The 20,345-nt window shown below is 63.9% G+C and carries 16 protein-coding genes; 15 read left to right on the forward strand and 1 reads right to left on the reverse strand.

The genetic code is table 11. The annotated features are described in order from the left end of the window. The first annotated feature begins 21 nt into the window (after nucleotides 1–21). The 8 genes from ACE3OA_RS19610 to ACE3OA_RS19645 all read left to right on the forward strand — a co-directional run bounded on the left by ACE3OA_RS19610 (nucleotide 22) and on the right by ACE3OA_RS19645 (nucleotide 10,903). Nucleotides 22–960 (forward strand): DMT family transporter, encoded by a 939-nt coding sequence (locus tag ACE3OA_RS19610; RefSeq protein ID WP_374313940.1) that lies wholly within the window; start codon nucleotides 22–24, stop codon nucleotides 958–960. Between the two features lie 237 nt (nucleotides 961–1,197). Beyond that, nucleotides 1,198–2,043 carry an ABC transporter permease gene (locus ACE3OA_RS19615; RefSeq protein ID WP_374313942.1) on the forward strand — a complete coding sequence of 282 codons (846 nt, stop codon included), beginning with the start codon at nucleotides 1,198–1,200 and terminating at the stop codon, nucleotides 2,041–2,043. Then, nucleotides 2,043–2,963, forward strand: a complete 921-nt coding sequence (locus ACE3OA_RS19620; protein WP_374313944.1) for an ABC transporter permease — start codon at nucleotides 2,043–2,045, stop codon at nucleotides 2,961–2,963. Before ACE3OA_RS19615 ends, ACE3OA_RS19620 begins: the two co-directional genes overlap by 1 nt. Nucleotides 2,964–2,994: 31 nt before the next feature. Further along, entirely contained in the window at nucleotides 2,995–4,698 is a 1,704-nt protein-coding gene (locus tag ACE3OA_RS19625; RefSeq protein WP_374313946.1) for an ABC transporter substrate-binding protein, read from the forward strand. A gap of 80 nt (nucleotides 4,699–4,778) precedes the next feature. Then, nucleotides 4,779–6,461, forward strand: coding sequence for an ABC transporter substrate-binding protein (locus tag ACE3OA_RS19630; RefSeq protein WP_374313948.1), 1,683 nt, complete (start codon nucleotides 4,779–4,781; stop codon nucleotides 6,459–6,461). Between the two features lie 17 nt (nucleotides 6,462–6,478). Then, nucleotides 6,479–7,447, forward strand: coding sequence for an acetamidase/formamidase family protein (locus tag ACE3OA_RS19635; RefSeq protein ID WP_374313950.1), 969 nt, complete (start codon nucleotides 6,479–6,481; stop codon nucleotides 7,445–7,447). Between the two features lie 124 nt (nucleotides 7,448–7,571). Further along, entirely contained in the window at nucleotides 7,572–9,347 is a 1,776-nt protein-coding gene (locus tag ACE3OA_RS19640; RefSeq protein ID WP_374313952.1) for an ABC transporter ATP-binding protein, read from the forward strand. A 146-nt stretch (nucleotides 9,348–9,493) separates the two neighbouring features. Continuing rightward, nucleotides 9,494–10,903: an amidase gene (locus ACE3OA_RS19645; RefSeq protein ID WP_374313954.1), complete on the forward strand. Its 1,410-nt coding sequence runs from the start codon at nucleotides 9,494–9,496 to the stop codon at nucleotides 10,901–10,903. Nucleotides 10,904–11,029: 126 nt separating this feature from the next. On the opposite strand, the gene ACE3OA_RS19650 is transcribed toward ACE3OA_RS19645, so the two are convergent. After that, nucleotides 11,030–11,536, reverse strand: coding sequence for a winged helix-turn-helix transcriptional regulator (locus ACE3OA_RS19650; RefSeq protein WP_374313956.1), 507 nt, complete (start codon nucleotides 11,534–11,536; stop codon nucleotides 11,030–11,032). A gap of 191 nt (nucleotides 11,537–11,727) precedes the next feature. Here ACE3OA_RS19650 and ACE3OA_RS19655 point away from each other — a divergent pair, with 191 nt between their 5' ends. From ACE3OA_RS19655 to ACE3OA_RS19685, 7 genes are all read left to right on the forward strand, one after another. Further along, nucleotides 11,728–12,174, forward strand: a complete 447-nt coding sequence (locus tag ACE3OA_RS19655) for a MaoC family dehydratase (protein ID WP_374313958.1) — start codon at nucleotides 11,728–11,730, stop codon at nucleotides 12,172–12,174. Nucleotides 12,175–12,346: 172 nt separating this feature from the next. Next, the gene (locus ACE3OA_RS19660) at nucleotides 12,347–13,336 is read left to right on the forward strand and encodes a bifunctional riboflavin kinase/FAD synthetase (protein ID WP_374313960.1); all 990 of its coding nucleotides are present in this window, start codon (nucleotides 12,347–12,349) and stop codon (nucleotides 13,334–13,336) included. Between the two features lie 30 nt (nucleotides 13,337–13,366). Continuing rightward, nucleotides 13,367–16,225 carry an isoleucine--tRNA ligase gene (ileS, locus tag ACE3OA_RS19665; RefSeq protein WP_374313962.1) on the forward strand — a complete coding sequence of 953 codons (2,859 nt, stop codon included), beginning with the start codon at nucleotides 13,367–13,369 and terminating at the stop codon, nucleotides 16,223–16,225. Between the two features lie 167 nt (nucleotides 16,226–16,392). Further along, entirely contained in the window at nucleotides 16,393–16,923 is a 531-nt protein-coding gene (gene lspA / locus ACE3OA_RS19670) for a signal peptidase II (protein ID WP_374313963.1), read from the forward strand. Nucleotides 16,924–16,926: 3 nt separating this feature from the next. Further along, nucleotides 16,927–17,523 (forward strand): DUF3035 domain-containing protein, encoded by a 597-nt coding sequence (locus ACE3OA_RS19675; RefSeq protein WP_374313965.1) that lies wholly within the window; start codon nucleotides 16,927–16,929, stop codon nucleotides 17,521–17,523. A 7-nt stretch (nucleotides 17,524–17,530) separates the two neighbouring features. After that, the gene (locus ACE3OA_RS19680) at nucleotides 17,531–18,976 is read left to right on the forward strand and encodes a M16 family metallopeptidase (protein ID WP_374313967.1); all 1,446 of its coding nucleotides are present in this window, start codon (nucleotides 17,531–17,533) and stop codon (nucleotides 18,974–18,976) included. Beyond that, nucleotides 18,973–20,307, forward strand: coding sequence for a M16 family metallopeptidase (locus ACE3OA_RS19685; protein ID WP_374313969.1), 1,335 nt, complete (start codon nucleotides 18,973–18,975; stop codon nucleotides 20,305–20,307). The genes ACE3OA_RS19680 and ACE3OA_RS19685 overlap by 4 nt, the downstream gene beginning before the upstream one ends. Nucleotides 20,308–20,345 lie beyond the last annotated feature (38 nt).

A 20,345-nucleotide genomic window follows, 5' to 3' on the forward strand; every position in this document is an offset into this window, starting at 1 on the left:
GCCGGCGGGCATAAGGCGGCGATGCCGGGGATTTTGTGTCTCATCGCCGGGGCCACGGTCTTTTCGATGCAGGATGTGGTCATCAAGCTGATGAGCGGGGGTTATGCGCTCTCCGAAGTCTTGACTGTCCGCTGCCTGGTGGCCTGCGTGCCTTTATTCTTCCTGCTGAAATTCGGCGGCGGGGGCTTGCGGGCGCTGAAATCGCAGAAGCTGGGGCTGCTGCTCATCCGCAGCGCGATGCTGCTGGTTTCCTACACCACCTATTATCTTTCCATGGCGAGCCTGCCGCTCGCTGTCGTGGTGGCGCTGTTCTTCGCCGCCCCCTTGTTCATCGTCATTCTTTCTGGCCCGCTTCTGGGTGAAAAAGTGCGCCCCAGCCAGTTCGCGGCGGTGGCGGTGGGCTTTGCCGGCGTGCTGGTGATCTGCTTCGGGCCGGCTTTTTCGGGCGATGCGGGCGCCCAGACGGCGAAGGCGCTGGTCGAGCCCGCGGCGCTGCTGGCGCTGGGGTCGGCGCTGTTCTACGGCGCCTCGGCCGTGATGGCGCGGAAGCTTGCCGACACGGAAAGCGGCGCCGTGATGGCGAGTTTCCAGAACATCGTCTTCCTCGCCGGCGCCAGCACCATCGCGCTCATCACCAATCTGGGGCCGGATCTCTCGGCGGAGGTGAGCAATGGCAGCCTTCAATTCCTGCTGCGGCCCTGGGCCATGCCGGGGACGCGCGATCTGCTGCTCATCGCCTCCACGGGGCTCGTCGGCGCCTGCGGCTCGTTCCTGCTGACGCAGGCTTACCGCCTGGCGGAGGCCAATGTGGTGGCGCCGTTCGAATATGTCTCGATCATGCTGGCGGCCCTGCTCGGCTGGTGGATCTGGGGCGAGGTGCCGACGGGGGCCACTTATCTGGGCATCGCGCTGATCATCGGGGCGGGACTTTACGTATTGCGGGGTAAACCTGCCGTGTAAAGGCGTGAGGGGGCGTATGGATACAATTTTACGCAACGGCGTCATGCCCGGACTTGATCCGGGCATCCAGTCTTTCAGCTGCAGTGGATCCCCGGATCAAGTCCGGGGATGACGATCTGGGGGATGACGAGTTGGGGATGACGGCAATTGTATGAGTTTTACCGGAGACCGCTTGATCGGCCTTTAGAGCGGTTCTATGTTCCAGCGAAATCCTGAACCAACTTCAAGATTACATCCATGATCATTGGCGCGCTGCTGCGGCGCAAGCTGGCCCTTCTGGGGCTCATCGTCATTACCGTCTTCGTCCTGGCGGCGGTTCTGGCCCCCTGGATCGCACCCTATCCGCCCGAGCAGCAATTCTTCGAGGGCCTGACCCTGGAAGGGGCGCCCCTGCCCCCCAACGCGCAATTCTGGCTGGGCACCGATCTCTTGGGGCGCGATCTCCTGTCGCGCCTCATCTATGGCGCGCGGGCGACGCTGATCGTCGGCGTGGTTGCCAATGGCGTCGCCATCGCCATCGGCGCGCTGATCGGCGTCACCGCCGGTTACCTGCGCGGCCGGACAGGCAGCGGATTGATGCGCTTTACCGACCTGATGATGGCCTTCCCGGCCCTGCTGCTGGCCATTCTGCTCGCTTCCATGTTCCGCCCGAGCCTGTGGATCGTGGCCTTCGTCATCGCCATGGTGAGCTGGGTGCAGATCGCCCGCGTCATCTATGCCGAAACGATCTCGCTCTCAGAACGTGAATATGTGACGGCCGTGCGCTCGGTCGGCGCCTCGACGCCGCGCATTCTCTTCCGCCACATCCTGCCGCATCTCATCCCCACGCTCATCGTCTGGGGTACGCTCGGCATCGCCACCACCTCGCTCTTCGAGGCGACGCTGTCCTATCTCGGCATCGGCGTGCAGCCGCCCACACCTTCCTGGGGCAACATGGTCAACGAGAACCAGACCTATTTCGAAAGTGCTCCCTGGCTGGTCTTCTTCCCCGGCATCGCCATCGGCCTGCTGGCCCTTTCCTTCAACCTGATCGGCGACGCCTTGCGCGACATCCTCGACCCCACCCTGCGGGGGCGGCACTGATGACGGGCTATCTCATCCGCCGCATCTTCCAGGCCCTCCTGACCCTGATCGGCATCAGCATCATCACCTTCCTGATCCTGTTCGCCCTGCCGGCCGATCCGGCGCGGCAGGTGGCGGGCCGCACGGCCAGCGTCGAGCAGGTCGAGCAGGTGCGCCACCAACTGGGCCTCGATCTTCCCGTCTGGCAGCAATATGGGCGGTATCTGGGCAAGCTGGCGACCGGCGATCTGGGGCGCTCCTATGTGCAGCGGACCCAGGTTTCGGAACTGGTCGCCTCGCGCCTCCCCGCCACCTTGTGGCTGATGGCGACGGCGATCGGCTTCGAGCTCGTCATCGGGCTCAGCATCGGTGCCATCGCCGCCTTCCGGCGCAATACGCTGCTCGACCAGAGCATCATGATCGGCGCCTTCATCTTCGTCTCGGCGCCGCAATTCCTGCTCGGCTACACCATGCTCTACGTGTTCGCCGTGTGGCTGGGCTGGTTCCCGATCGGCGGCTACGGCACGGTGAAGCAGATCGTGCTGCCGGCGCTGACCCTGGGATTGCTCGGCGGCGGCTGGTATGCGCGCATGATGCGCTCCTCGGTCATCGAGGTGCTGCGGCAGGATTTCGTGCGCACGGCGCGGGCCAAGGGCCTGGGGCGGCTGCGCGTCATTTTCGTCCATATCGTGCCCAACGCCATCCTGCCGATCATCGCCATGGTCGGCATCGATATCGGCATCTTCATGAGCGGCATCGTGGTGGTGGAATCGGTGTTCGGCTGGCCGGGCATCGGGCAGTTGACCTGGCAGGCCATTCAGCAGATCGACATTCCCATCATCATGGGCGTGACGCTGGTCTCGGCCTGTGCCATCGTCATCGGCAATCTTCTGGCGGATCTCGCAGCACCGCTGATCGATCCCAGAATACGACTTAAATAAAGACGAACTTTCCCTTGGACAGGAGGATCTGATGAACCGTTTGCTCGCATCTGCATCGATCGTCGCCTTGTTGGCACTGGGTGCCTGCGGCGAAGAGAAGAAGGAAGAGGCCCAGTCGCAGGCAGCCCCGGCCGCCACGTCGGAAGCAGCACCTGCCGCCAGCGGAGCGGCACCGGCCGCGGCCGAGATCAAGCAGGGCGGCAGCATGATCGTCACCTTCAAGGACGACCTGCCCACGCTCGACCCCGCCATCGGCTATGACTGGAAGAACTGGTCGGTGATCAAGAGCGTGTTCGACGGGCTCCTCGACTACAAGCCCGGCACCACCGAGATCGTGCCGGATCTCGCCGAGAGCTTCGAGACCTCGGCCGACGGCCTCACCTACACCTTCAAGCTGCGCCACGGCGTCAAATTCCATAACGGCCGCGAGATGAAAGCCGCGGACGTGAAATACAGCCTGGAGCGCATGATCGATCCGAAAACGCAGAGCCCGGGTGCCGGCTATTATGCGGGCATCAAGGGCTTTGCCGAATTCCAGGGCGGCACGGCCAAGGAAGTCACCGGCATCACCACGCCGGATGATTATACCGTGAAGCTCGAACTCACCGCGCCGGATGCCACCACGCTCCATCTCCTCGCCCTCAACTTCTCCTTCGTCGTGCCGAAGGAAGAGGTCGAGAAAGCGGGCGCCGATTTCGGCAAGAAGCCCGTGGGGACCGGCGCCTTCAAGGTGAGCGAATGGACCTCCGGCCAGAAGATCGTGCTGGAGCGCAACGCCGATTATTACAAGCCGGGCCTCCCGCATCTCGACAAGATCACCTTCGAGATCGGCCAGGAGCCGGTCGTGGCGCTCCTGCGTCTGCAGAAGGGTGAGATCGACATCGCCGGCGACGGCATTCCGCCGGCGAAGTTCACCGAGATGATGAACGACCCGGCCGCCAAGGATCTGGTCATCACCGCCGACCAGCTCCATACCGGCTATGTCGCCATGAACGTGACGATGAAGCCGTTCGACAATGTGGCCGTCCGCCAGGCGGTCAACATGGCGATCAACAAGGACCGCATCGTCCAGCTGATCAACAACCGCGCGGTGCCGGCCAACCAGCCGCTGCCGCCGGCCATGCCGGGCTATGACGCGACCTATAAGGGCTATTCGTACGATGTCGACGGCGCCAAGGCGAAGCTGAAGGAAGCGGGACTTGAAGCCGGCTTCGAGACCGACCTTTATGTCATGAACACCGATCCGCAGCCGCGTATCGCCCAGGCGATCCAGCAGGATCTCAACGCCATCGGCATCAAGGCGAATCTGAAATCGCTCGACATGGGCACCGTCATCGCCGCCGGCGGCAAGAAGGACGGGGCGCCGATGATCTGGTCGGGCGGCATGGCCTGGATCGCGGACTTCCCCGACCCCTCCAACTTCTACACCGTCATCCTGGGCTGCGGCGGTGCGGTCGATGGCGGCTGGAACTGGTCCTGGTACTGCAACAAGGATCTCGACAAGCGCGCGGCCGAGGCCAATGCGATGACCGACCCGGCCAAGACCAATGAGCGTGCCGCGGCCTGGGGCAAGATCTTCACCGATCTGATGGCGGACGCCCCCTGGGCGCCGGTCTTCAACGAGAAGGCCTATGTCGTGCATGCCAAGCGCGTGCAGGGACCGAACGGCGTCTTCGCCGACCCGATCCACATCCCGGTCAATTACGACGAAGTCTATGCGACCGACGTCAAGTAGGCCGGTGTGAAGTAATGCCGCTATCCGGGGCGGCGCGCATGCCGCCCCGGCCACTTTTCCAAGAACGCCAGAGGATCATCATGCACCGTCTGCTCAGTACCGCTTCCGTCATCACCCTGTTGGTTCTGGGTGCCTGCGGCGAGAAAAAAGAGGAAGCGCAATCCCAGGCCACCAGCGAAGCGGCACCGGCCGCCAGCACGGCCGCGAGCGAGGCGGCGCCCGCCGGTACCCCGAAGCAGGGCGGCGAATACACGGTGCTGTTCAAGGACGATCTCGATTCGATGGACCCGGCCATCGGCTATACCTTCCAGAGCTGGTCGCCGATCCGCGCCGTGTTCGATGGGCTGATGGATTACAAGCCCGGCACCACGGAACTGGTGCCGGATCTGGCCGAGAGCTATGAGATTTCGCCCGATGGCCTCACCTATACCTTCAAGCTGCATGACGGCGTGAAATTCCATAACGGCCGCGTCATGAATTCGGCCGACGTCAAATATTCGATCGAGCGCGTCGCTGACCCGAAAACGCAGAGCCCGGGTGCGGGTTATTTCGCCTCCATCAAGGGCTATCAGGAATTCGCCGACGGCAAGGCCAAGGACATCGTCGGCATCACGACGCCGGACGCGAAGACGGTGAAGTTCGAACTGAGCGCGCCCAATGCGACGATGCTGGCGGTGTTCGGCCTCAATTTCGGCATGGTCGTGCCGAAGGAGGAAGTCGAGAAATACGGCCCCGACTTCACCCATCACGTCGTCGGCACCGGCGCCTATGCCTTGGGCGAGTACACGCCCGGCCAGCGCATCGTGCTCAACCGCTTCAAGGACAATTTCAACAAGTCGGAAGGCTTCGCCGACAAGATCACCATCCAGTTCGGCATCGAACCTGTGGTGCAGGTCTTGAAAGTGCAGAACAACGAGGCCGACATCACCGGCGACATCTTCCCGCCGGCGAAGTTCCTGGAAGTTTCGAAGGATGCGGCCCTGAAGGACCGCTTCATCACCGCAGATCAGCTCAACACCAATTATCTCGCCATGAACGTCAATCTGAAGCCCTTCGACAAGGTCGAGGTGCGCCAGGCCGTCAACATGGCGATCGACAAGGAGCGCCTGGCGAAGATCCTCAACGACCGCGCGACGCCGGCCACCCAGGTGTTGCCGCCGGCGATGGGCGGCTATGACCCGGATTACAAGGGCTATCCGCATGATCTGGCGGCCGCCAAGGAATTGCTGAAGAAAGCCGGCGTCGGCGACGGTTTCACCACGCAGCTCTATTTCCAGAACGCCGATCCCTGGCCGCGCATGGGCCAGGCGATCCAGCAGGATCTCGCCGCCATCGGCATCACGGTGGAGTTGAAGGGCCTGGATCTTGCCACCTCGGTGGGTGTGAGCTCCAAGCCCGACGGGGCGCCGATGAGCCTGACTGAATGGTATGCCGATTTCCCCGACCCTTCCAATTTCTACACGGCGATCCTGGGTTGCGCCGGGGCGATCGAGGGCGGTTATAACTGGTCGTTCTATTGCAACAAGGATATCGATGCCCGCGCCGCGGCCGCCGATGCCATCGCCGATCCCGCGAAGGCCGCTGAGCGTCTGGCCGCGTGGAAGGGCATCTATGCCGACATCATGAAGGACGCGCCCTGGGTCCCGCTGGTCAATGCGCGCCGCTATGCGCTGAAATCGACGAAGATCGACGGCGATCCCAGCTATTTCACCGACATCATCACCCAGCCCTTCCCCTATGACACCGTCTGGGTGAAGCAGTAACGAGCGGAGTTGAGACCATGAGCGGTTCGCACAACGGTTCAAATAAGGCGGGGCACGCGCATACCATTCACCGTCACCATCATCATCACGGCTGGGACAATTCCCTGAAGCCCGTGCTGACCGTGGCGCCGGGAAGTGTGGTCGAGCTGGAAACGATTGATTCCTCAGGCGGGCAGATCACGCCCGCCTGGACGGTCGCCGACATGGGCAAGCTCGATTTCGCCAAGGTCAACCCGACCACGGGTCCCGTCTTCGTCGACGGTGCGGAACCCGGCGATGCGCTCAAAGTGACGCTCATCTCCTACAAGCCTTCGGGCTGGGGCTGGACGGCCAACATCCCGGGCTTCGGGCTTTTGGCCGACCAGTTCAAGGAGCCGGCGCTCAACATCTGGAAATATGATGCGAGTTCGCTTGCTCCCGCGATGTTCGGCTCGATCGCGGCCGTGCCCTTGAAACCCTTTGCCGGCACGATCGGCTTGGCGCCCGCGGAGAAGGGCCTGCATTCGGTAGTGCCGCCGCGCCGCGTGGGCGGCAACATGGATATCCGCGACATGGCGGCGGGGACCGAGCTCTATCTGCCGGTCGAAGTGGCGGGCGCCCTGTTCTCGCTGGGCGATACGCATGCGGCACAGGGCGATGGCGAGGTCTGCGGGACGGCCATCGAAAGCCCGATGGATGTCACCGTGAAGCTCGATCTGGTGAAGGGCGCCAATATCAAATTCCCGCAATTCCGCACGCCGGGGCCGGTCACGAAGCATCTCGACGCCAAGGGCTATGACGTCACCACGGGTATCGGCGCCGATCTGATGGAAGGCGCCAAGGCCGCGGTTTCCGGCATGATCGACCTGCTGGCCAAGCGGCACAAGATCAGCCCGGTCGAGGCCTATATGCTCTGCTCGGTCTGCGGCGACTTGAGGATCAGCGAGATCGTCGACATGCCGAACTGGGCCGTGTCGTTCTATTTCCCGCGCGTGGTGCTGGATTGAGGGTGCGTGCTCGTTTGTCATCCCCCGCTTTAGGCGGGGGATCCACGAGTTGCCTTCTTCGCTAGCTAATAAACTCGTGGATGCCCCGGCCAAGCCGGGGCATGACAATGAATAGAGAACCGCTATGGCAGTAACAAAGAACACCGGCGATATCCTGCTCGATGTGCGCGATCTGTCGGTTGAGTTCGCATCGCCCAAGGGGGCCGTGCGGGTTATCGACAGGTTGAGCTTCGATCTGCGCGCCGGCGAGACCTTGTGCATCGCCGGCGAGTCCGGGTCCGGGAAATCGGTGACGGCGCTGTCGCTGATGGGCCTGCTGCCCAAGCCCGGCGGGCGCATCGCCCAAGGGTCGGCCCAGTTCCTGGGGCGCGATCTCTTCAAGCTGTCCGAGCCGGAGATGGCCGAGATTCGCGGCAACGAGATCGCCATGATCTTCCAGGAGCCGATGACCTCGCTCAATCCGGTCCTCTCCATCGGTACGCAATTGACCGAGGGGCTGGTGCGGCATCTGGGCCTCAGCCGCGCGGGTGCCAGACAGCGGGCGCTGGAAGCGCTGGAAGCGGTGCGCATTTCCGAGCCGCAGCGGCGCCTGAAGCAGTATCCGCACGAGCTCTCCGGCGGCATGCGCCAGCGCGTCATGATCGCGATGGCGATGGCGGCAAAACCGAAGATCCTCATCGCCGACGAGCCAACGACGGCATTGGACGTCACCATCCAGGCGCAGATCCTGGAACTGATGGCGACGTTGCAGCGCGAGACCGGCACCGCCATCATCATGATCACTCATGACATGGGCGTGGTGGCGGAAATCGCCGACCGCGTCGTCGTCATGAAGAAGGGCGAGGCAGTAGAGCGCGGGGAGACCGCCGCGATCTTCGCCCATCAGAACCACGCTTACACCAAGGCGCTGCTGGCTGCGGTGCCGAGCTTCAGCCACGGGGCGGCAGCACCCTTGGCGCCCGATCTTGGCGGCGCCAAGCCGCTTATCGAAGTGAAGGACCTCATCGTCCGCTTCGATGTCAAAGGCGGCCTGCTGCAGCAGGTACAACAGCGCGTGCATGCGGTAGAGAAGGTGAGCTTCGACCTGATGCCCGGCGAAACCCTGGCGCTGGTCGGCGAATCCGGCTGCGGCAAGTCGACGACCGGCAAGGCGCTGATGCACCTGGTCCCCTGCAGCGGCGACATCCGCATCGAGGGTGAGGCGGCCGGCCGCAAATCGAGTGCCGAACTGAAGGCCATCCGCCGCCGCGTGCAGATGATCTTCCAGGACCCGCTGGCTTCCCTCGACCCGCGCATGAATGTGGGCGATCTGGTGATGGAGCCCTTGGTCATCCACGGCATCGGGACACCGGCCGAACGCCGCGAGAAGGCGGCCGAACTGTTCCGCCGTGTCGGCCTGACGCCCGACCAGCTGGCGCGTTTCCCGCACGAATTTTCCGGCGGACAGCGCCAGCGCATCTGCATCGCGCGGGCATTGGCGCTGGGCCCGAAGGCGATCGTCGCCGACGAATGCGTCTCGGCCCTCGACGTCTCGATCCAGGCGCAGATCCTGGAGCTGATGCAGGAGTTGCAGGATGAGCTTGGCATCGCCTATCTCTTCATCTCGCATGACATGGCGGTGGTCGAACGCATCAGCCACCGCGTCGCGGTGATGTCGATGGGCCAGATCGTCGAGACCGGCCCCACCCGCGCTGTGCTGGGCAACCCGCAGCATGCCTATACCAGGAAGCTGCTCTCGGCCGTGCCGATCCCGGACCCGGCGCGCCGGCATGCCGAGGAATGGCAGCGCGACCGCAAGCGCATCGAAGGCGAAGTGCCGAGCCCCTTCCGCCCGGCGGATTTCACGCCGGAGTTCGTGACGTTCCGCGATCTTGGCGGCGGGCATCTGGTGGCGGCGTGAGGTGCCTATAAGTTTAGGTTGGCCGTCATCCCCGGGCTTGACCCGGGGATCAGGTGTGACTGGGCTCTGACCTTCAGTTACAGGCTGATGCCCGGGTCAAGCCCGGGCATGACGAGAAGAAGACGGCAAGCAGGGAGAGCTTTACCATGACCGAATACTGGCGCCTCAGTGCGCGCAAGACCGTCGAACTGCTGAAGGCGGGCGCGGTTTCGCCGTTGGAGCTGATCGACCATGCGCTTGCCCGCATCGCGACGGTGAACCCACGCGTCAATGCCATGGTGACGCTGTGCGCCGACCGCGCGCGCGACCATGCCAGGCGCCTGATGGCCAAGCCCGTCGACCAGCGCGGGCCCTTGTGCGGCCTGCCCTTCGGCGTCAAGGAACTGAATGACGTCGCCGGGGTGCGCACCACCTATGGCTCGCCGATCTTTGCCGACAATGTGCCGGAGAAGTCCGACATCATGGTCGAGCGGCTGGAGCATAACGGCGGCATCGTGCTCGGCATGACCAACACGCCGGAATTCGGGGCCGGCGCCAACACCTTCAACGAGGTGCATGGCGAGACCTATAATCCGTGGAACGTCAAACTGAATGCCGGCGGATCGTCGGGCGGTGCCGCGGTGGCGCTGGCGACCGGCGAGGTGTGGCTGGCGACGGGCTCCGATCTCGGCGGGTCCTTGCGGACACCGGCGGCGTTCTGTTCGGTGGTGGGCCTCCGTCCCTCGCCCGGCCGTGTGCCGTCGGGTCCCGGCGAGTTGCGCTTCGACACCTTGTCGGTCGACGGGCCGATGGCGCGCGATGTCGGCGACACGGCCCTCATGCTGGATGCGATGGCCGGCTGGCACATCGACATTCCGGTCTCGTACCCGGCGCCGGATGAACCCTTCCTCGCCACCGCGCTGAAGCGCCTGAAGCCCAAACGCGTCGCTTTCAGCCTTGATCCGGCAGCGCTGCCGATCGAGGCCGGCGTCAAGTCGATCTGCCGCGCGGCTTTGGAAAAACTGTCGGCCGCCGGCATCGCGGTCGAAGAAGCCTCGCCGGATTTCAGCGGCGTCGGCAATGCCTTCCAGACCCTGCGCGCGGTCGATTACGCCACCACCATGCGGCCGCTCTTGAACAAGCATCGCGACAAGCTGAAGCCGGACGTGATCTGGAATGCGGAGAAAGGCCTGGGGCTTACCGCGGAAGAGATCGGCAAGGCGCATCTCCGGCGCTCGCGCCTCTATGCCGACATGGTGAAGCTGTTCGAGACCTATGACCTGCTGGTGCTGCCGGCAGCACCCATCCTGCCGCGCGACATCAAGGAACGCTGGCCCCGCGAGATTGCCGGCGAAACGCTCGACAACTATGTCGAATGGCTGAAGCTCGCGGCACTCATCACCATGACCTCCTGCCCCGTCCTGTCGCTCCCTTGCGGCTTCTCGCCGGACGGGCGGCCGATGGGCCTGCAGATCGTGGGCAAGCCCCGCGGCGAAGGCGCCCTGCTCTCGCATGCGATGCTGTTCGAGGAAATCCTCGGCGTGCGCGACGCGGTGCCGATCGATCCGAAGGGGTGATTGCTCCTCTCTAAACCGTCATCCCCGGGCTTGACCCGGGGATCAGGTGTGACTGGGCTCTGACCTTCAGTTGCAGGCTGATGCCCGGGTCAAGCCCGGGCATGACGGTGTTTATTGGAGTGAGGCCTAGTGGGTCTCACCCTCTTCCTTCAGCGCCGCCAGATAGGCGTCGCGCATCTGGTCGCTGGCTTTGGGGCCGGTCGAGGGGCGCGGGGTGCCCAGATGACTCTCGCGCAGTTCGTCCATGAACGCGTTCCAGAGCGGGCGGCCGCCATTTTCCAGGATCTCGGCGCGGACGGAGAGGGTCCTGGTGGCGGGGAGGTGCCGGCGGCCCCAGGCTCCCATTTCAGCCAGCAGCGGCACCAGCTGGATCGCCTGTTCGGTCAGGGAATAGATCGCCTTCTGCTTATGGCTGGGATCGTCGGCGCGGGTGAGGAAGCCGTTCTCGGTGAGGCGCTTCAGCCGGTCGGCGAGAATGTTGGAGGCGATGCCTTCCTCGGAATGGGTGAGGAGTTCGCGGAAATGGCGGCGGTTGCCGAACATCATGTCGCGGATGACGATCAGCGACCAGCGATCGCCCAATGCCTCGAGCGTCAGGTTGATGGGGCAGCCGGATCGTTGCGTTTCGCTCAAAGGGGCAGGTTCCTCGGGTAACCGATTGCAATTTAGGAGCGGTAATCGGGCGAGGCAACAGATTTGATGCTCATAATCTTGCGCCGCCTGTTCTTGAGGCGGGTGGGGGCGGTCGCTATAGTGCCGCGCACTTTGTGCGGTGCGATGCTGTGACAAGCAACGCGCGCCCGATCTCCTGGAACAGGTGGAAAATGAGCGTCGCCTACGCGGAAGAATTGCGCGGCAAATATGTCGATGAAATCGATACGGGCATGTCGGCGGTCTTTTCAAAGACGGTGACGGAGACCGATATCGTCCTGTTCGCGGGGCTTTCCGGCGACACCAACCCGGTGCATCTCGACGAGGATTTCGCCAAGCCCAGCATGTTCAAGGGCCGCATCGCCCATGGCATGCTGACCGCGGGCTTCATCTCGGCCGTCTTCGGCACCAAGTTGCCGGGGCCGGGCTGCATCTACCTGTCGCAGAGCCTGAAGTTCAAGGCACCGGTCCGCATCGGCGACACGGTGCTGACGCGCTGCACCGCGACGGCCGTCGACAAGGAAAAGGGCCGCGCCACCTTCTCCACCATCGCCACGGTGGGCGACACGGTGGTGCTGGAAGGCGAAGCCATGCTGCTGGTGCCGAAGCGGCCGAAGTGAGTTTGAGTGCAGTGATGTCGATGATCATCAGTCATTACCCCCCTCCCCGGCCCTCCCCCTCAAGGGGGGAGGGAGTAAGTGTAGACTCGTTGCCGCACCCTACCTCGTTGCGGTCCCCTCCCCCCTTGAGGGGGAGAGTTAGAGAGGGGGGTGTCTTGCCCCAGCCATCTTCATGCGACTGATCCGACATCTCGAGGATGTGCCGTTCGAGGCGCAGGGCGCCGTGGTGGCGCTGGGGAATTTCGATGGCGTGCATCTGGGACACCAGGCGGTAATCCGCCAGGCGGCCGAGATCGCGCATTCGCGCAATGCGCCGCTGGCGGTGCTGACCTTCGAGCCGCATCCGCGTTCATTCTTCCGCCCCGATGACCCGGCCTTTCGCCTGACGCCGTTCCGCATCAAGACGCGGCATCTGCAGGCGCTGGGTGTCGACTTCCTGTTCGAGCTCACCTTCGATGCGGACATGATGGCGCGAAGCGCCGAGAATTTCGTCACCGAGATCCTGGTCGGCGGCTTTCACATCGCGCATGTCGTGGTGGGCTATGATTTCTGCTTCGGCAAGGGCCGCGCCGGTAACGCCGCGTTGCTGACCGAATTCGGCGGGCGGCACGGTTTCGGCGTCACCTCGGTCGCTGCGGCGAAGAAGGGTGATGGGCCGGCCTATTCGTCGACCCTGGTGCGCGAGTTGCTGCAGGCGGGCGATCCGAAGAACGCCGCCGCCACTCTGGGCCGGCCCTGGGAGATCGAAGGCCGCGTCGAGCATGGCGATGCGCGCGGGCGGCAGTTGGGCTTTCCCACCGCCAACATCGCGCTCGGCGAATTCCTGGAGCCCAAGCTCGGCGTCTATGCGGTAATGGCGATCGACGACAACGCCCCAGCGGATGGATGGATCAAAGGTGTCGCCAATCTGGGCCGGCGGCCGACCGTGGGCGGCACGCGCGTGCAGTTCGAAGTGCATCTCTTCGATTTCTCCGACGATCTCTATGGCAAGCATCTGCGCGTTGCGCTTATCGACTTCATCCGGCCGGAAATGAAGTTCGACGGGCTCGATGCCTTGAAAGCGCAGATCGCCGCCGACAGCAAGGAAGCCAGGCAGCGCCTGGCCGATTACCATGGCCCGCAACCCGGCGGGCATCCAGGCAGCGCGCAGAAGCGCGCCTAACGACATTTTGACAGTGGACGTAAAGACACCATGAGCGCCGACGCGACGAAACCCGATTACAAGAACACCGTCTTCCTGCCGAAGACCGACTTTCCCATGCGCGGCGATCTGCCCAAGAAGGAACCGGCGATCCTGGAGAGCTGGGCCACGGGCGATCTTTACGGCAAGCTCCGGAAAGCCAGCCAGGGCAAGGCGAAATTCGTGCTGCATGACGGCCCGCCTTATGCCAACGGCAACATCCATATCGGCCACGCGCTCAACAAGATCCTCAAAGACGTCATCAACCGCTCGCAGCAGATGCTGGGGAAGGACGCGCATTACGTCCCCGGCTGGGACTGCCATGGCCTGCCCATCGAATGGATGATCGAGGAACAGTACAGGAAGGCCGGCAAGAACAAGGACGAGGTGGAGATCAACGAGTTCCGCCGCCAGTGCCGCGAGTTCGCAGCCAAATGGATCGACGTGCAGCGCGAGGAGTTCAAGCGCTTAGGGGTTGCCGGCGATTGGGACCACCCCTACACCACCATGGCCTATGCGGCCGAGGCGCAGATCGCGCGCGAGATCGGCAAGTTCCTGATGAATGGCGGCTTGTTCCGCGGCTCGAAGCCGGTCATGTGGTCGGTCGTCGAAAAGACCGCGCTCGCCGAAGCGGAGGTCGAATATCACGACCATGTCAGCAACACGATCTGGGTGAAGTTCCCGGTCCGACAAGGCCCCGAGGGCTTGAAGGGCGCTGCCATCGTCATCTGGACGACGACGCCCTGGACCATTCCAGGGAACCGCGCCATCGCCTTCGGCAAGGAGATCGACTATGTCGGCCTCGAGGTGACGGCCGTGGGTGACGGCGCCCATGTGAAGCCCGGCGACAAGCTTGTCGTCGCGCAGGATCTGAAAGCGGCGTTCGAGGAGAAGGCCGCGATCACGGGCTCGAAGGTGTTCTGGTCGGGCAAGGGCGAGAGCCTTGCCGGCACGGTGACACATCACCCGTTCCATGGATCGGGCTATGATTTCGAGGTGCGGCCATACGCCGGCGATTTCGTCTCGACCGAGGCGGGCACCGGCTTCGTGCATATCGCCCCCGGCCACGGTGCCGACGACTATGAGCTGGGCCAGGCCAACGGTATCGAGGTGCCGCAGACGGTGGGTCCCGACGGCGCCTATTACGACCATGTGCCGCTTTTTGCCGGCAAGCGCGTGATGAACCAGTACGGCAAGAAGGGCGATGCCGATGATTCGGTCATCGCGGCCCTCGCTGAGCGCGGCATGCTGGTGGCGCGCGCGCAGATCACACATTCCTATCCGCATTCCTGGCGCTCCAAGGCGCCGATCATCTTCCGCAACACGCCGCAATGGTTCATCTCGATGGAGAAGAACGATCTGCGCAAGATCGCGCTCTCGGAGATCCAGAAGACGCGCTTCGTGCCGGAGGCGGGCCGCAACCGGCTCTATTCGATGATCGAGAACCGGCCGGATTGGTGCATCAGCCGCCAGCGCGCCTGGGGCGTGCCGATCGCCGTCTTCGTCGAGAAGAAGACCGGGGCGTTGCTCAAGGACCAGAAGGTGATGGACCGCATCGTCGCGGCGTTCATGCAGGAAGGCGCCGATGCCTGGTATTCCAGCGATGCCTCGCGCTTCCTCGGCAATGATTACAATCCGGACGATTACGAGCAGATCAAGGACGTGGTCGACGTCTGGTTCGATTCGGGTTCGACCCATGCCTTCGTGCTGGAGGAAGCGACCCGCGCCGACCCGAGCTGGGACATGACCAGTCCCGCCGATCTCTATCTGGAAGGGTCGGACCAGCACAGAGGCTGGTTCCATTCCTCGCTGCTGGAAAGCGTCGGCACGCGGGGCAAGGCACCCTATAAGGGTGTCCTCACCCATGGCTTCGTGCTCGACGAGCAGGGCCGCAAGATGTCGAAATCGCTGGGCAATGTGGTGGCCCCGCAGAAGGTCATGGAGCAATACGGCGCCGACATCCTGCGCCTGTGGGTCACCGCCTCGGATTATTCGGACGATCTGCGCATCGGCAACGAAATCCTGAAATTCATGGCCGACCATTACCGGCGCCTGCGTAATACCTTCCGCTATGTGCTGGGGGCGCTCGACGGCTGGACGGAAGCCGAACGGCTCGATGCCAAGGAGATGCCGGAGCTCGATCGCTGGGTGCTGCATCGCTTGAGCGAACTCGATGCCCGCGTGCGCGAGACGGCCGAGAGCTATGATTTCCACGGCCTTTTCACCGAGCTGCACAATTTCTGCGCGGTCGATCTTTCCGCCTTCTATTTCGACATCCGCAAGGACGCGCTCTATTGCGACCGGCCGGATTCCAACCGCCGCCGCGCCACGCGCACGGTGCTCTATGAAGTGTTCTCCTGCCTCACCGCCTGGCTGGCGCCGATTCTGTGCTTCACGGCGGAAGAAGCCTGGCGGGCACGCCCGTTCAAGGAAGGCGAGGAAAGCGTGCATCTGCGCACCCTCCCGACCCTGCCGCAATCCTGGAAGGATGGGGAACTGGCGGCGAAATGGAGCAAGATCCGCGACATCCGCCGTGTCGTCACGGGTGCCCTGGAACTGGCGCGCGCCGAGAAGAAGATCGGCGCCAGCCTGCAGGCAAAACCCAAGGTCTATCTGTCACCTGAGCGTCAGGTGGAGCTCAAAGGTCTCGACCTTGCCGAGATCGCCATCACCTCCCATATCCAGCTGCTGGGCGAGCCGGCGCCGGCAGGCGCCTTCACGCAGAACGATGTGGCGGGGGTTGCCGTGGTGGTCGAGTTGGCAAGCGGCGAGAAATGCGAACGCTGCTGGCAGGTGCTGCCGGAAGTGGGCGAGGTGAAGGCGCACCCCACCCTATGCCACCGCTGCGCCGATGCGGTTGGGGCGGCGTGATGATGCTGACGAGATTTGCGGCAGCTTCCCCCCTCACTCCAGCCCCTCTCTCGCGAGGGGAGAGGGGCATTGTTGCCAGTCCGCACACCTTCCCTATCCCCTCGCGGGAGAGGGTCAGGGTGAGGGGGCCTTTGCAACCGATGATTTCCGCCGCGGGGGCCTGAGCCATGCGCATCGCATCCGCGGCCCTCTTCCGCAATGCCGTCATCCTCGCCGGCCTTATCATCGTCGCCGACCAGTTCACCAAATGGCTGGTGATGGTCGAAATCATGAATCCGCCGCGGGTCATCGAGGTGCTGCCCATCGGGAACATGGGCCTCAACCTGGTGATGGCCTGGAATACCGGCGTCTCGTTCAGCATGCTGCGCGGGACCGGGCCCTGGCTGCTGTCGGGACTGGCCATCGCGGTCAGCATCGGCCTGCTCGTCTGGCTGGGGCGGCTCACCGCCCGCCTGCCTGGCTATGCGGTCGGCCTCATCATCGGCGGGGCGCTGGGCAATGTGATCGACCGCCTGAGATTCGGGGCGGTGTTTGATTTCATAGACTTTTACGTCGGAGCCTCGCCCGATTCCTGGCATTGGCCGGCCTTCAACCTCGCTGATTCCGCTATTACCGTCGGCGTTGTTCTCCTGTTGTTCGACGCCTTGTTTCAGTCGACGGATAAGGGTAAAAATAGCGCCGGATCGGAGGCTCCCTAAACCATGCGCGCTAAATTCATCGTGACCGTCCTTGGCCTGATGGCCCTGCCCGCCTTGTCCGGTGGCTGCTCCAACACCACCAAGGAAGCGCTGGGCCTGACCAAGCGCTCGCCGGACGAGTTCGAGGTCGTCTCCAACGCGCCCTTGTCCATGCCGCCGGATTACAATCTGCGCCCGCCGGCGCCCGGTTCGCCCCGGCCACAGGAAGGCACCGCGCGCGACCAAGCGCAGCAGGTCGTCTTCGGCTATCCGGGTGCGGGTGGCGTCCCCTCCAAACTGCCGGAAATCGGCGTTGGCGAAGCCTCCAGCGCCCAGTCGGCCGGCGAAGCCTCGTTGCTGCAATCGGTCGGCATGGCCGGCGTCGATCCCAATATCCGCCAGGTGGTCGATGCCGAGACCAGCGAGGATGAGGCCGATTCCAAGCAGCTGATCGACAGCATCGTCTTCTGGCGCAAGCCCGAACCCTACGGCACCGTGGTCGACCCGACCGAGGAACAGAAGCGCCTGCAGGAAAATGCGGCCCTCGGTAACGCGCCGACCCAGGGCGACGTACCTATTATCGAACGCAAAAAGAAAGGCCTGCTCGAAGGCCTGTTCTAGGAGCCTGATGCCCCATTCATGGAATGTCCGCATAAGGCCGGCTGCGATTTGCGCCGGCCTTAGTCTTTCACTGGCCCTTAGTCTTTCACTGGCCCTGCTCGCTGCGTCGCCGGCCGAAGCCGAGTTGTTCGAGGCCAAGACCTATACCCTGAAGAACGGGATGGAAGTGGTGGTGCTGCCGCGCCACCTCGCCCCGGTGGTGTTCCAGGTCGTGGTCTACAAGGTCGGCGCCGCCGACGGCGAAAAGGCCAAGAACGGTGTCGCCCATTTCCTTGAGCATCTGATGTTCAAGGCCACCAAGAAGATGGCGGCCGGCCAGTTCAGCCAGGATGTCGACCGGCTGGGCGGGACCGACAATGCCTTCACCAACCAGGACATGACGGCCTATCACCAGGAATTCGCCGCTGAGCATCTGCCGGCGATCATGGCGGCGGAAGCCGATCGCATGGTCAATTTGCAGCTCGACGACAGTGTCGTCCTGCCGGAGCGCGATGTCATCCTCAACGAGCGCGGGCAGACGGTGGAGAGCGATCCCGGCAGCCGCTTGGCCGAGGCGATGAACGCCGCCACCTTTCAGAACCATCCCTATGGCCTGCCCATCATCGGCTGGCGGCACGAGATGGAAAGCTATTCGACCGAGGATGCGCTGAATTTCTATCGCCGCTGGTACGCGCCCAACAACGCCATCCTCATCGTCGCGGGCGATGTCGAGCCGGAGGCCGTGCGGGCCCTGGCCGAGAAGAATTTCGGCCCCCTCTCCGCCCGTGACCTGCCCGAACGCGTTCGCCTGCAGGAACCGCCGCCGGAAGCGGCAAGGCGCCTTGCGCTCTCCAGCCCCGAGGTCGAGCATCCATCCATGTGGCGCCGCTATGTGAGCGAAAGCTATCGCACGGCCGGGCTCACAAAGGGCGACAATGCACCCTATGCCTTGAGCCTGCTTGCCGAAGTGATGGGCGGCGGTGCCGTCGGCCGGCTCTATAAGCAGCTCGTGATCACCGATGGCGTGGCACTAAGCGCCGGCGCCAGCTATAACGGCGACCCGCGTGACTATGGCAGCTTCACCTTCTATGTGAGCCCGCGCAACCCGGCCGAACTCGACAAAGCCGAAAAGGCGGTCGACGCGGAAATCGGCAAGCTGCTCAAGGACGGCGTCACCGAGCAGGAACTTGCCGACGCCAAGAAGCGGCTGCTGATGGACGCGGCGAAGTCGCGTGACAGCCTCAACGGCCCGGCGCTGCTGGTGGCCGAGGCCCTGGCCGGCGGCGAGACCATGGAGGACATCCAGGCCTGGCCCGATCGTATTGAGGCCGTCACGACCGCCGACGTCATGAAAGCGGCCAAGGCCGTGCTGGTGCCGGAGAACAGCGTCACCTCGACCCTGACGCCGGAAGCCCCCGCCGATGCCAATGCCGATGCCAATGCCGATGCCAACGCCGCGGAACCCACGCCATGATGATGAAGTCCTTCCGCGCAGCAGCGTTCATTCTTGTCGTCATCCTGCTGCCGCGTCTTGCGGCGGCGGCCGACATCCAGAAAGTGGTGAGCCCCGCCGGCATCGAGGTCTGGCTGATCGAGGACCATACCGTGCCGGTGGTCTCCTTGGCCTTCGGCTTCAAGGGTGGCACCGCCACCGACCCCAAGGGCAAGGAAGGCGTTGCCGAGCTGGCATCGGGCCTGTTCGACGAAGGGGCGGGTGAGCTCGATTCCGAATCCTTCCAGCAACGTATTGCCGATCTCGGCCTCGATTACGGCTTCAACGCCAGCGCCGACAGCTTCAACGGATCCTTGCGCACGCTGACCGCCAACAAGGAGCAGGCGGCCGATCTGCTGGCGCTCGCCCTCACCCGGCCGCGCTTCGATGCGGAGCCGGTCGAGCGCATGCGGCGCCATTTCCTCATCGCCATCGAAGGCGAGCAGCGCGACCCCAGTGCAGCGGCCTACCGGGCCCTGGAACGGAAGCTGCTGGGTGTGCATCCCTATGCGCGTTCGAATTACGGCACCAAGGAAACCATGTCGGCGCTTACCGCCGCCGATCTCCAGCAATTCACCAAGGACCGGCTGACCCGCGATCACCTTTACGTCGCTGCGGCCGGCGACATCAACGCGACTGATCTGGGGAAGCTGGTCGACCGCGCTTTTGCGGGCCTGCCTGCCAAAGGTGCAGCGGTCGAAGTGCCGGAAGCAAGCGTCACCAAATCGGGTTCGCTTGCCGTGCTCACCCGCAACATCCCGCAGGCCACCGTGTTGTTCGCGCAGCCCGGCGTCAAGCGCGACGACAAGGATTTCTTCGCCGTCTATCTGATGAATTACGTGCTGGGCGGCGGCGGCTTCTCTTCGCGCCTGATGACGGAACTGCGCGAGAAGCGCGGCCTCACCTATGGCATCGACACCGATCTGGTGACGCTTGACCATGTGGGCTTCCTCAGCGGCAGCTTCGAGACCCCCAATGCCAAGGTCAAGGAGACGCTGGAGCTGCTGCGCGCCGAGTGGCGGCGCATGGCCGAGAGCGGCCCCGACGCCGCGGAGATCGAGGCGGCGCGGACCTATCTGCTGGGCTATTACCCCCGCAACCTCACCACCACGTCGAAGGCCGCCGACACCTTGCTCGGCATCCAGATGAACGATCTGGGCATCGACTACATCGAACGGCGCCGCAAGGAGATCGACGCGGTCACCATCGACGATGTGAAACGCGTGGCCCGCGACCTCCTCGACGACAAGGCGCTTACCATCATCGTTGCCGGCAAACCCGAAGGCCTCCACGGCGCCGTGCCGGTGCAGTGAGGAAGGTGGAGCCACTCCTCCGATCGTCATCCCCGCGC

The sequence above is a fragment of the Dongia sp. genome (genome assembly GCF_041906375.1).
Classification (GTDB): domain Bacteria; phylum Pseudomonadota; class Alphaproteobacteria; order Dongiales; family Dongiaceae; genus Dongia.